This window comes from Nonomuraea sp. NPDC059007, from assembly GCF_042740555.1.
Classification (GTDB): Bacteria; Actinomycetota; Actinomycetes; order Streptosporangiales; family Streptosporangiaceae; genus Nonomuraea.
Window position 1 is genome coordinate 1 of sequence record NZ_JBHYJD010000100.1, and the last position, 12,801, is coordinate 12,801.

General features: G+C 65.3%; 10 protein-coding genes. 4 read left to right on the forward strand and 6 right to left on the reverse strand.

All coding sequences use genetic code 11. The annotated features are described in order from the left end of the window. Positions 1-287 precede the first annotated feature (287 nt). The gene (locus tag ACFWY5_RS57315; protein ID WP_379640294.1) at positions 288-1,574 is read right to left on the reverse strand and encodes a hypothetical protein; all 1,287 of its coding nucleotides are present in this window, start codon (positions 1,572-1,574) and stop codon (positions 288-290) included. 662 nt (positions 1,575-2,236) lie between these two features. Between ACFWY5_RS57315 and ACFWY5_RS57320 the strand changes: the two genes are divergently transcribed. Next, positions 2,237-2,776, forward strand: a complete 540-nt coding sequence (locus ACFWY5_RS57320; protein WP_379626958.1) for a dihydrofolate reductase family protein — start codon at positions 2,237-2,239, stop codon at positions 2,774-2,776. A gap of 537 nt (positions 2,777-3,313) precedes the next feature. Here ACFWY5_RS57320 and ACFWY5_RS57325 read toward each other — a convergent pair. After that, positions 3,314-3,790, reverse strand: a complete 477-nt coding sequence (locus ACFWY5_RS57325; protein WP_379640295.1) for a hypothetical protein — start codon at positions 3,788-3,790, stop codon at positions 3,314-3,316. Positions 3,791-4,307: 517 nt separating this feature from the next. Between ACFWY5_RS57325 and ACFWY5_RS57330 the strand changes: the two genes are divergently transcribed. Then, complete coding sequence (locus ACFWY5_RS57330) at positions 4,308-4,550, forward strand: hypothetical protein (RefSeq protein WP_379640296.1); 243 nt, start codon at positions 4,308-4,310, stop codon at positions 4,548-4,550. Positions 4,551-4,689: 139 nt separating this feature from the next. Beyond that, complete coding sequence (locus ACFWY5_RS57335; RefSeq protein ID WP_379640301.1) at positions 4,690-6,996, forward strand: 2OG-Fe(II) oxygenase; 2,307 nt, start codon at positions 4,690-4,692, stop codon at positions 6,994-6,996. Between the two features lie 191 nt (positions 6,997-7,187). Here the strand turns inward: ACFWY5_RS57335 and ACFWY5_RS57340 are convergent, their stop codons facing one another. Next, the gene (locus ACFWY5_RS57340; RefSeq protein WP_379640297.1) at positions 7,188-8,297 is read right to left on the reverse strand and encodes a serine hydrolase domain-containing protein; all 1,110 of its coding nucleotides are present in this window, start codon (positions 8,295-8,297) and stop codon (positions 7,188-7,190) included. Between the two features lie 32 nt (positions 8,298-8,329). Next, entirely contained in the window at positions 8,330-8,737 is a 408-nt protein-coding gene (locus tag ACFWY5_RS57345) for a hypothetical protein (RefSeq protein WP_379626950.1), read from the reverse strand. Between the two features lie 486 nt (positions 8,738-9,223). Between ACFWY5_RS57345 and ACFWY5_RS57350 the strand changes: the two genes are divergently transcribed. Further along, positions 9,224-10,600, forward strand: a complete 1,377-nt coding sequence (locus ACFWY5_RS57350) for an MDR family MFS transporter (protein WP_379640298.1) — start codon at positions 9,224-9,226, stop codon at positions 10,598-10,600. Positions 10,601-10,651: 51 nt separating this feature from the next. Here ACFWY5_RS57350 and ACFWY5_RS57355 read toward each other — a convergent pair whose 3' ends face one another. Beyond that, positions 10,652-11,680 (reverse strand): hypothetical protein, encoded by a 1,029-nt coding sequence (locus tag ACFWY5_RS57355; protein WP_379640299.1) that lies wholly within the window; start codon positions 11,678-11,680, stop codon positions 10,652-10,654. Further along, positions 11,680-12,801 (reverse strand): chaperonin GroEL (gene groEL, locus ACFWY5_RS57360; RefSeq protein ID WP_379640300.1); only part of this gene is annotated, 1,122 nt, incomplete at its 5' end. The genes groEL and ACFWY5_RS57355, both read right to left, overlap by 1 nt.

Consider the following 12,801-nt stretch of genomic DNA (forward strand, 5'->3'; position numbering starts at 1 on the left):
GCTCCACCGTGACCCCCTGGCCCTGGCCTGCTTCCCCTGACGGGTGGGACGACGGCGACGGGACGATCAGGCGAGATTATGTGTAGCTGAGATGCCGGATCTATAAACAATATCGGCTTGTAATCCAAGTCCACATGCTGGTAAACATGCTTGCTCTATTGTCCAACATCGGGCCAGCGCTGGAGCAGGAGCCACAGCAGCACGGGCCGGGAGATAGCCCCACCACACGGCGACAAACGAGCGCTACAGTGCACAGCATCAGCCAATTTGAACCATTCAAAGCAAAACTAATGGCTACCTTTGAGGTTCTTTAGTTTCCAAAGAAAATACATGTCGGCCAGCTGAACATCGCGCTTCTCCTCCAAATACTTGTGCATGTGAGGCAAAGCTGTACCCAGGGCGGCGACACCTGCCGCAACGATGAGCGGCATCGAGCCAATGAGGCCAACTGATGCACCAGCAAGGCTGATAGCCATACTCGTGCCAGCCTTACCCGCTAGAACGTGATTATTGGCCTTAAGGCGCCGTTCTATATTTGCCAGCGCAGGCTCTATGTACTGCCGCGTTACGGACTGCGCCACCTCTTGAGGCGATGCAGAATCGACCTTCTCGACTTGTTCTTTGATCGCTGCAGTCAAGGCCGATCTAAATGCGAGAAAGTGAGCCTGTTCGTCTTCGCGCAGCTTGATAATATCACCTGCAGCCAACCCATCGAGGAATGGCAGATTTAGATGTAGCGCCACCTCTCCATCACTCGATCCCCCGACAGAAGCCGAAGGCTTCATCCATGACGCCGTAACTGCCCGAGCGAGAGGGACCCCAAGATTATTTGCGCAGGCTACGTCGGCCACGAGAGCCGTCGAGTATTCGACGAAGGTTCGGGCCACAAACTCCTCGGACGTGGGTTTCTTCTTTTTGGCGCGAACAATAGAGCCCGAGGCAGGCTCAGCAAAGAAGGGATGCTCTATCCAGTAGCGCCACACACCCTTGTGCCAATCAGAAGTAATCTCCGCTTCGTTTGCCAGCCTGGAAACCACGGCACCGATCGAGTCCTCATCGAGAAACACGTCCAAGCCGAACTCTTCAGCATGGACGGTAAAGTGATGATTGCAGAACGCATACGGCTTTGACCGGAAGACGAGATACTTTTCCGCTCCTATTGAGCGTAGATACAATAGCGTCTGGACATCGTTGCCAATGTCATAAACCAGCTCCGCGTGGCGACGCTTCGGTAGTGCCGCAAGGCGCTGAAGAAACAGCTTTGGATTATAACCCTCAACAACTATATGATCAAAGTAGTGCCAAATTCGACCGTAAGCGCTATCGATGGCTTTCTTTTGGCATTCATAGTCGCTACATGTAAGACTGCCTGCGAGATCGATCCCAGCTCCTGCGAGGACCGATGCGGCCGGAGGATCAGCCGAGTCCTGCCAATGTGTTTGAGCTTCCCTTGCCAATTCTGCGAGCCGCGCAACAGAACCGGGGAAGTTAAACAGGCGCGCGACATCCTTCCGATCTTGAATCTCGTACTCGTCTATCCATCGATAGATCCAGTATTCACTTCTGGGCGACATGGTCAATGGCACCTCCAGCCGAAGCCCTGCCCTTATTGTACGTCTCTGGACGAACGCGTTGCCGGGCCTGAGACGTATTTGCAACAGACCGCTCCTCCGGTGTGCTATTTCGCGCTTTCCGGGGGCTCACCGTGCGGGATCATGGCTTCCGAGCCGATGGAGTCGCGGGGAGGCGGCAGGGTCTTCTCTGCATGCCCGCGCATAGCGCGGTAACCTTCGGCAGGCCGTACGTCTGTCCCACGAATGTCTACCGCGAGCGTCAGTCGAGCAATATGCGCGAGTAGTCCTGGCAAGCCATGTGTGCCGGAAGTCCTTGCAGGTCAGCGTATTGGGTACCAGTGCCCGTCGCCCCTCGGACACACTCGATTCGCCTATGTGGTCCTGGTCGGCTCTGGAGCTGACCAGGACTTTTTGTTTGCCGGGGGTAGTAGCCCAGGCTGTCGTACAGGCGTGCCTTGCGGGCCGGGGGCGCGACCCTGCGCGCATCACCACACCTGCGGATACAGGCGCCCAGCCCGCCCTCACCCATCAGCCTGCTCATAGGGCGGGCTGACGCATCTCGCAGCAGCTTGGCCGACCCCTAAAGGAAGCGGTAAGAAGCCGGTAATGGGCCTGCACGAGGGTTTCCTCATCGCCAAGAAAACACCGAAGGGATGAAGACGATGAGGAAGCTGATCGAGTCGACGTTCATCACGCTGGACGGGGTCATCGACGGCCTGGACGTCTGGAGCATGGGCTACATCGACGAGGACTACATCGCCTACAACGGCGACCTGCTCTTCGGCGCGAGCGCGCTGCTGCTGGGCCGGGAGACGTTCGAGGGATTCGCGGGCTACTGGCCGACGGCCGAGGACGGCGGCGACTACGCCGACACCATCAACAAGCTGCCCAAGCACGTCGCCTCCAGGACACTGACCGAGGCCGGCTGGAACGCCACCGTCATCGAGGGAGACGTCGCGGAGGCGGTGGCGCGACTGAAGAAGGAGGACGGCGGGCACCTGCTGAAGTTCGGCACCGGCGAACTGGACCGGGCCTTGTTCGGCCTGGTGGACGAGTACCACTTCTGGGTGCACCCGGTCATCGCCGGCAGCGGCCAGCGGGTGCTTGACGGCATCGACACCACACACCTGGAGTACGTACGCAGCACGCCGCTGCCCTCCGGTGTGATCGTGCACGTGTACGCCCCCAAGCAGCCGAAGTAGCGGCGCCGGGTGGCCTCCCGCTGGCCCGCCACAGCGTCGAGCTGGTGTCTCCTACATCATCCACCGGATCCTGGCCTCGATCAGGAACGAGAGGAGCGGTGCACGCGGATCGCCGACCCGCTGAGTCTGTAGATGAGCGCACCAAGCAGAACCGGTGGACGGCTATCGTTTCTCGGCCGAGCCGCTCGATTAGATCGCCTACGTGTTCGGGTTCCTCGCCGGCTGGGCCAGGGCCGGGGTCTTTCAGCCGATCCGGGATGAGTTGCGCCGTATCCTGCGTGTCCGCGCATGCCGGTGCCCCTGTCACCGGCATCATCAATTCGCAGTCGGTGCACGCTGCGGCCAGCCCACTAGAGATGGGTCTTCGCGCCAGTAGACGACCACCAGACTGTGTGACGACGTTACCCGGCCCGATGGTGACCCTGCCCCTGATCCGGCTCCTGTACCGGGTCCGCGATCTTCCGGTCGGCCCCGTTCAACGGGGCCCTGGGTCACGGCGATCCGGTATGGAGCCGCCGTCTCTCTGGTATGTCGGCGTCAGCGTGGTGACTTCGGGCAGATGTTGTTCGCCTGTGCCGAGGCGCTGTCGCCATCGGCGTCCGTCACAGTGAACATGGCGAAGGTTGCGCCTCTGCGGCTGCAGGTCCCATCGGCCTGGCTCCAGCGGTTGGCCTCGTCGGTCTCGATGCCGAGCGGGAGGTTGGACTTCCAGGTGATCGTGAAGGGTGGGCGACCGCCGATCCATCTGGCCGTGCAGTGGAACTCTCCGTCGTTGGGCGTGTAGCTGACACACCTGAAGCTCTTGATACCCACCGAGACGTTCGCCTGTGCCGCGGTGGCAGTGGATGCGGCGAGGCCGGCACTGAGGATCACCGCCGCCGCGGCGCTCGCGACGAGGGTGGCTCGGCGGCGTGCCGCCGAGCCGAGCCACCTGCGGCGCGGTCGTGCCGCTTGGCCGTCCGATGCCGGGATCAGGCGCTGGCGCCGGGTCGAGAGTCGGGGGATGAGATTCACCGTTGTCCTCCAATGAGCGTGACAGTTGTCACCTCGTATTCGTGCTGCGCGAGTGGCTGGATGTGCCCTGTCAAGCCGACGCGGACTTCCGACACAGTTGACCTGACCCTGCTGGGCACGGCTGCGTCGACGGGAAGCGCCCGCGTCGGCATCGATGGCCGCCGCCAGGCGCTCCTCGAACGCGGTACGCGCCCACCAGCGAGCACAAACGCTCACCGAACGCCTCAGCAAGGCCGGCGTCGCATTGCCGGACTCCGGACTCGCCGGCGCTGCACCCGACTGGTTCGGCTGCACATAGGCCACGGTTATCGCGACGAGTGGCCGTCATTCTCCGACCACGCGACCCATCTGACCGCCCCGGTCAGAATGCGGCGCGGTCGCCGGGGTGTGGTGGACTGGAGCACGCCCAAGAGCCGCGGCCGCCGCAAGGCCACCAGCAGCAAACCGGTCCGTCGTTCGCTCCTCCCGCCGCGCCGATCCGCATCGCACAGCCCTTCCTGACGTTCTGCGCAAGTGGTTGGCCTATGCCCTCGATCAGCGCGGCGTCGATCCCCGATGGATCACCCCGGTCGTCGACGCCGTCGACGCCCACCTTCCCGAGTTCGCCCAGGCGTTCGATGACGACACCTCCTGGGGTCCCGCCAAGCAGATCGCCGCCGCTCTCACTGATCAGGGCGTCGACCTCACCGACCGGCGAGCCGTGGACGACGCCATTCGCGCGCTCAACGCCGAACGGCTCGCGCGCCGCCTGCCCCCCTGATCAGTTGGAGGTCCCGCTGACCAAGGTGCGTACCGGGCAAGAGTGCCGCGCGGACGACGTTCTGGAAGGCCCATTGGGGCGCTCCCCCACGCAGTAGCTTGGGTTCCGCGACAGAGAGAAGGGGGACCCCGTGCCCGGCATGGCTCGTGACCGACTGGCCGAGTTACTGGATGCGTCGGCGGCGCCGGCCGCGTCCAGCGTCTATCGGAAGCTTGCGAAGTCCGAGATGTCGGTGGTGGTAGATGGGATCGGCCGGCTGCGGTTTCCCGTTCCCGATGAGCAGGCCGTCCAGTTGCGCGGGCTCGGCCGTCGCGCGCGGTTCGGGCGCGGCGAGCAGACGCTGACCGACCCGGAGGTCCGCGACAGCTGGGAGATTCCCAAGGAGCTGGTGTGCGTCGAGTGGACGGACGCGTTCGTGACCGTCCTCGATGACATGCGCCAAGAGCTGGGGTTGCCGCCGCACTGCGGGCTCACGCCGGAGTTGCACTCCATGCTCCTGTACGAGACCGGGCAGTTCTTTGTCGCACATCAGGACTCCGAGAAGGACGACGCCATGGTCGCGACCTTGGTGGTGACGCTGCCGTCCGCGCACACCGGTGGCGAGCTCGTCGTCGAGCATCAGGGCCAGACCAGGAAATACCGGGGGCTGAAGAACGCCCTTTCGCTGGTGGCCCTCTACGCCGACTGCCGGCACCAGGTTCTTCCCGTCAAGACGGGCAACCGCGTCACCCTGACCTACAACCTGCTCTTGACGGGCAACAGCCAGGACGCGGCGGCCGGGCATCCGCTGGTCGGTGATCTCGCGGCCTGCCTTCGCACGCACTTCACCACCCCGGTCGTCCTGCCGTACAGCCATCGCAGGGGCGATCCGCCGACGCGGCTGGCGTACCTTCTCGACCATGAGTACACCGCCCGCGGGCTGAGCTGGTCCCGGTTGAAGGGCTCCGACGCCTCGCGGGCCGCCCTGGTGCGGGCCGCGGCGGAGCAGGCGGGTTGCGAGATCACCCTGGCTCTGGCAGAAATCCAGGAGACCTGGGACGCCTACGATCCCGATGAGGACGAGGATGCGTGGTATGGCGATGACGAGGACGAAGAACCCGACGAGGAGGACTCGGGCAGCGCGGACGACAGGCAGTACGTTCTTCAGGATCTGATCGAGACCTTGACCACGCTCGCTCACTGGATCAGCCCGGAAACAGGGCTGCTCGTGGACATCTCACTGGATCTCAGCGATGCCGAGGTGGCCTCGACGACCCCGACTGCCGACAGGACGCCCTACTCCTCGGAGTACGAGGGTTACATGGGTAACTACGGCAACACCTTGGACCGGTGGTACCGGCGAGCCGCGCTAGTCATTTGGCCACGAAACCAGGGCTTCGCCAGCCGTGCCGAGGCGTCTCCGGGATGGGCGCTGGACGAACTCACTGCGATGGCCCGCGCCGGGAAGATCGCGGAAGCCCATGAGGCGGCGCGTTCGCTGGAGTCCTTCTGGCACGCCGCAGGCCGTTACACCGACCAGACCGAACTTCTCCGCCAAGCGCTGGAAGCAGCCAGGGAACTGGATGACGCGCAGATCGCCGCCATGCTGCTGCGGCCGTTCGCGCTGGAGCGGCTGACTCCCGGACACGGCCTGGCGTTCGCCCGCCTGGCGGCGCACTACGGCGACACCTGGACCGACGCTCTGCTGCACGACTGGGCCGCGAGCTGGCGGCCCGGTTCCTACGGCCTCGCCCAGGCGCCGCTGGACTGGTTTGAGAATCTCCCACGGCTGTGTACTGCGCTTTCGGCCGAGGGGAGCGCGTCCGTCACAGCCGCCCGCCGTATCGTCGATCTGTCGTGGACGATGATCGCGGGCCAGGTCGGTCCGGCGCTCGACGGCCCCCTCACCTCCCGGCACAGCGCCTGGCTGACCTCTTTGGGGGCGTCATGCGCCGGGATCATCGCCGCCGCGGCCCAACTGGGATCGACTGGCGTACTGCAGGACGCCCACAGGCTCGCGCGGACGGCCGGTGATCGAGCGCACGTGCTGACGATGGCCACGCTGCGCGCCGCCGCGACGCACCAGGCGGGCTTCGGCGACCTGGCCGTCATCTGTGCTGAACGGCTCCGCACATGGTTGGCGCAACCCCAGCGTGTGCCAGGCGACTGGTCGATCGAGCTGCCCACCGGATGCGCGTGCGAGCTGTGCGAAGTACTCGGCACGTTCCTCCGGCATCCTGAACGGCGCGCTCTCGACTGGCCGCTCGCCAAGGACAAGCGCAGGCATGTCCACACTCGAATAGATGACGCGGAGTTGCCCGTCCGTCATGAGACCAGACGCCAGGGCCGGCCGTACACCCTGGTTCTGACCAAGACAGAAGCCCTCTTCGAACGGGAGCGTCTCGCCCGCGAGCGTCACGAAGCGGACCTGGCTTGGCTCACCGACTCCTGGAAGGCCTCCACCTGAGCCACCACCGACATCGTCACGCCATGTGAATGTGGTGTACGGGGAAATGAGGATGGTTACGTGCTCGTGGGCCGAGCCAGCCTGCCTAGCGCTCCTGAACTTCACAGCCGGTGAAGGCGGCGTTGTCGGCCAGAGCGGGTGGGGGTGCTCTGGCCGACGGTGCCGCTGCCGGCGTTCGGTGGAAGGTCTTGTTACTTGGTGGGCTCGGTCTGCTCGTCACTGAAGACCGCCTTGACGAGTTGCTGCTTCACCTTCTCGAATGCCCCGGACAGGGCGACCATGTCGAGTTCGGCTTCGCCGGTGGTCACCGAGGCGGTCATGGTCTTGCTGCCGTCCGGGGTGCTGTACATGATCGCGGCCCAGCCCCAGAAGCCGCCGTTGTGGTGCAGGAGGGTGACGCCGTCCTCGGTGGTCTCCACGAACACCCCCAGGCCGTAGCCGATCGTGGGGTCGGGCTTGCGCATCTCGGCCAGGAGCGGGGCGGGCAGGAGCTTGCCGGAGTTCAGGGCGGAGAAGAACGTGTGGAGGTCCTTGGTGGTCGAGATCATGTCACCGGCGGCGGAGATCCAGGAGGGGTTGAAGCTGGTGGTGTCGGCGGTCTTCCACTCTTCGCCGTCCTGGTAGCGGTAGTAGCCGTGGGCGTGCGGCTCGGGGATGTCCGGGGAGGACTCCGGGAGCACTGTGCCTGACAGGGCGAGTGGGCGCAGGATCCGTGCCGCCATCTCGTCCGCGAACGTGCCGCCGGTGATCTTCTCGACCAGGAGGCGGGCCAGCACGTAGTTGGTGTTGGAGTAGCTCCAGGCAGTTCCCGGCTCGAACCGGGCCGGCTTGGACAGCGCCAGCCGTACCAGCTCCTCAGGCTTGTAGGTGTGGAACTGGTTGTCTTCCACCCATTCCTTGCCGAGTCCGGGGATTCCCGGCGCGAAGGTGCCGTCCTCGTAGTACTCGCCGGTGAAGTTGAACACGCCGCTGGTGTGCTGCAGCAGCATCCGGACCGTGATTCGCCGGTCCAGCCCGTATTCGGGCAGGTGGTCGTCTACCGGGGTGTCCAGTTCGATCCGGCCTTCGGCCACCAATTGCAGGACCAGGGTCGCGGTGAAGGTCTTGGTGGTGCTGCCGATCCGGAACAGTCCGTCCGTCGCCGGCTTGGCGGTCTGGCCGAGTTCGCGCACGCCGGCGCTGCCGACCCATTCTCCCTGCTCGTCGTTCACTCGCAGTTGCACTCCGGCGGCCAGGCCGGCGTCGACGAACTCCTGGATGGCCTTCTGCAGTTCGGGGCGGGTGTCGTGGGTGGTGGTCATGGTGGTGCTCCTTTCGAATCTGTTGTGTCAGGTCAGGCGGCGTCGAGGGCTTCGGTGATCTTGCGGATCATGTCGGCGACGGTGGGGCTGGGCTGGGCCTGGTGGGTACGGGCGGCCGCCTCGATGGCGACGATCACGGTGTCGCGGTAGTTGCCGGCCTCGGCCGGGTCCTGCTGCTTGAGCAGGGCGACGGCTGCCGTCAGGGCGGGCAGCACCCGGTCGGCCAGTTCGGCGACCGTCTTGCCGGTCACGTTGATGTCCTTGCTCTTCGCGGCTAGGACGTGCCCGATCAGGCCGGTCGCGGAGGACAGGGCGATGGAGCCCTGGGTGGCGGCCTTGTGGGGCGAGCCGGCGACGTCGGCGGCGGCGATCAGCGAGACAGCGCCGTAGGCGGCGGTGCGCAGGGTGGCCTTGTCCTGGTCGGTGAGGGTGACAGACATGATGGTGTGCTCCTTCGGATCTGTTGGGCTTTGCGGTCTTGCGGTGCTTCAAAGCATCGCCAAGTGCCCTGATACCGGGTGGTCGCCGTCCTGACGCGGCCGCTGACACGACATGGCGGGCTCTTCGCCGAGGAGGTCTCAGGAGTCGAGAATCACCCCCCGTGGGCGCCAGGAGGGCCTTGGGTGGGTGTTCGTGCTGGTCAGGCGGCTATTTGGGGCTTAGCGGGGTGATTTGGTGATCGTCTTTCGGGGGAAAACCGGGTGACATTTCATGTCTCTTCCCGGAATGTTGAGCGGGGGCGATGAGTTTTGTCGGTGGTGCCGGTCAGTCTTTGCATGACCACAACTTCTTGTGAGACCCAAGGCTGGGATGCCGGCCGTGACCACGTCATTACCGACAATCAAGATCGAGGTTCCGTGTCCAGTCCACAGCTCGACTCACCCGCCAAGCCCACGACCGGCGTCGTCGCAGGTCGTACCCCGGCCGTGATCCGGCTGCTGGTGCTCGCCACGTTCGTGGTCATCCTCAATGAGACGATCATGATCAATGCGATCCCGCAGCTCATGGAGGCTCTGCACATCACTGAGCAGACCGCCCAATGGCTCTCGACCGCCTTTATGTTGACCATGGCCGCGGTTATCCCGATCACCGGATGGTTCCTGCAGCGCGTGTCCACGCGCAGTGCGTACACCACGGCGATGGGTTTGTTCCTTCTCGGCACGGCGTTGGCCGCCGCAGCGCCGACGTTCGAGGTGCTGCTGGGTGCCCGGATCGTCCAGGCATCCGGCACCGCGGTGATGATGCCGCTGCTCATGACCACGCTGATGCAGGTCGTGCCCGCTTCTGACCGGGGCCGGGTGATGGGGAATCTTTCCCTCGCCATCTCGGTCGCGCCTGCCATGGGGCCGGCGGTGTCGGGTCTGATTCTTCAGTTCGGGAACTGGCGGATGCTGTTCATCGTCGTGCTTCCCATCGCTGCGCTGATCACGTGGGGCGGGCTGAAGCAGCTCAAGAACGTCGGGGAGCCGAAGTTCAGCACGATCGACTGGCTGAGCGTGGTGACCGCCGCCGCCGGGTTCGGCGGGTTCGTCTACGGCCTCAGCCGGTTCGAGGGCGGCTCGCCGGGGACGGCCGCCGCGATCGTGGGCGTCGGGCTGCTCCTGATCGGGGCCTTCGTTCTTCGTCAGATGTCGCTGCAGAAGCGCGGGACGCCGCTGATGGACCTGCGTACGCTGCGCCACCGCACGTACACCGTCGCGCTGATTCTGATGTCGGTCGCCTTCATGTCGATGCTCGGCTCGATGATCCTGCTGCCGCTGTATCTGCAGACCATCCGCGGGCTCAGCCCTCTGGAGACCGGGCTTCTGGTGATGCCTGGTGGTCTCGCCATGGGGTTGCTCGGTCCGACTGTGGGGCGGCTGTTCGACAAGTTCGGTGGGCGGGTGCTGGTCATTCCTGGCTCTATCGGGATCATGCTGGCGCTGGTCGGGTTCACCCAGGTCACCATGACCATGCCGTTCTGGCAGATTCTCGGACTGCACGCTCTGCTCATGGTGAGCCTGGCGGCTCTGTTCACTCCGGTGTTCACCCTCGGGCTCGGCGCGGTTCCCTCGCATCTGTACTCCCACGGCAGTTCGATCCTGAGCACGCTGCAGCAGGTCTCCGCGGCCATCGGCACCGCGCTCGTGATCACCGTGATGAGCGCGCGGGCCGATTCGCTGAAGGCCGGAGGAATCGCGGAGAACGTCGCCCTTCTCGACGGCATGCGACTGGCCTTCATCATCGGCGCGGTGCTGTCCGTGGCCGTGGTCATCGCCGCCCTGATCCTTCCCGCCCGGTCGGACAACCCCGTCGAGCACTGACGGCAACTCCGGTGAGGGTCCGCCTGTGCCTGGCGGGCCCTCACTCGCGTCTCAAGGTTTATGTCGTACGCGTCCGTAGTCGGCCAGGGCGTGGAAAGCGGATTTGGGGTCCCATGGGAGTTCTGGGTAGGCGGCGCCGGTACGGCCGTGCTCCAGGATCTTGACGATTCCGAAGGCGGCGGTGTCGAGGTCGCGCTCCGGGTCATCGGAGTGAGGCAGGTGCCGGTTGGCGAACGTGTTGACGAACGCCGCGTCCACCCCCGCTTCCTCGTAAAGGGTGAGAAGTTCCAGCACGTATCGCGTCTGCTCGTCCTCGTCTCTGATGACCTGGGTGTGCAGGCGGGGGCGGGCGTGAGCGTCGTACTCGACGATGGAGTCGCCGCGGCCGCCCAGCGCGGCGGCTCCCCGGTGGGTGGCGCAGCCGAACTCGGTGACGGCGAACGGCTTGCCCTGCGCGACCTGCGCCCGCAGGCCCTCCAGCCAGCCGGGTGGCGTGGTCGCGTCGCGGTATCCGGCGTCGGTCGCGATGATGTCGAACGGTGTCCAGTCGACCCCTTCGAAGGGGAGCGAGGCGTAGCCGACCTGGCCGCCGAAACGTTCGCGCACGCCGGCCATGGCCTCCTTGAAGAAGGCGTTGATGGCGCTGTGCAGGGCGGGCAGGGCGGCGCGCATGCGCTCGGGGTCGGTGAACAGGCCCAGGCGCTCCTCCAGCGTGTCTCCGGGCAGGAAGCCGCTGGTGAACAGGCTGATCTCGGAGCCGGTGAGCAGGACGACTCGCGCTCCTGCCCGGCGCAGGCATTCGGCTCGCTCGGCCGCGTCCAGCAGGAACGCCAGCAGTTCGTCCTGGGTCAGGCCGTTGGTGAACGGCGAGTACCAGATCTCCAGGCCCGCTTCCGCAGCGTGCCGGGCTGCGGTTTCCAGGCGGTCCTGGACGCCTCCGGTGATGCGTACGGCGTCGCAGCCCAGGTCGTCGTGGATGATCCGCATCTCCCGGCGGACGGTGCCGGGGTCGAAGGGCTCGTGGGTGGTGGATCCGGCGGAGGTGAAGCCGGTGTCGTAGGTGATTCCGTAGGCGCGCATCAGAAGTCCATCTCCCCGCCGCTCGGAGTGACCGGGTTCTTCTCCGGCTTCTCGGCGATGACGGCCTCGGTGGTCAGGAACAGCGCCGCGATGGAGGCGGCGTTCTGCAGCGCCGAGCGGGTGACCTTGGCCGGGTCGAGGATGCCCGCGTCGAACATGTTGACGTACTCGCCGGTCGCCGCGTTCAGGCCCTCACCCGGGGTGAGGTTGCGCACGCGCTCGACCACGACGCCGCCCTCGAGACCGGCGTTGACCGCGATCTGCTTCAGCGGCTCCTCCAGCGCCTTCTTCACGATCGCCGCGCCGGTCGCCTCATCGCCCGACAGCTCCAGCTTGTCGAACGCCTTGGTACCGGCCTGCAGCAGCGCCACACCACCGCCGGGCACGATGCCCTCCTCGACGGCCGCCTTCGCGTTACGCACGGCGTCCTCGATCCGGTGCTTACGCTCCTTCAGCTCGACCTCGGTCGCCGCACCGGCCTTGATGACCGCCACGCCACCGGCCAGCTTGGCCAGCCGCTCCTGCAGCTTCTCCCGGTCGTAGTCGGAATCGGTACGGTCGATCTCCGCCCGAATCTCGTTGACCCGCCCGGCGATCTGGTCGGCGTCACCCGCGCCGTCCACGATCGTGGTCTCGTCCTTGGTCACCACGACCTTACGGGCGCGGCCCAGCAGGTCGAGAGTGGCGGACTCCAGCTTGAGGCCGACCTCCTCGGCGATGACCTGACCACCGGTCAGGGTGGCGATGTCACCGAGCATGGCCTTGCGCCGGTCACCGAAACCCGGAGCCTTGACCGCCACCGAGCGGAAGATCCCCTTCATCTTGTTGACGATCAGGGTGGCGAGGGCTTCGCCTTCCATCTCCTCGGCGATGACCAGCAGCGGGCCACCGGCTTGGACGACCTTGTCGAGCAGGGGCAGCACCTCTCTGTTGGCGGAGACCTTGCCACTCACCAGGAGGACATACGGGTCGTCCAGGACCGCTTCGAGCCGGTCGGCGTCGGTGATGAAGAGCGGGGCGAGATACCCCTTGTCGAAGCGCATGCCCTCGGTGAGCTCAAGCTCCAGGCCGAAGGTGTTGCTCTCCTCGACCGTGATGACACCTTCCTTGCCGACCTTGTC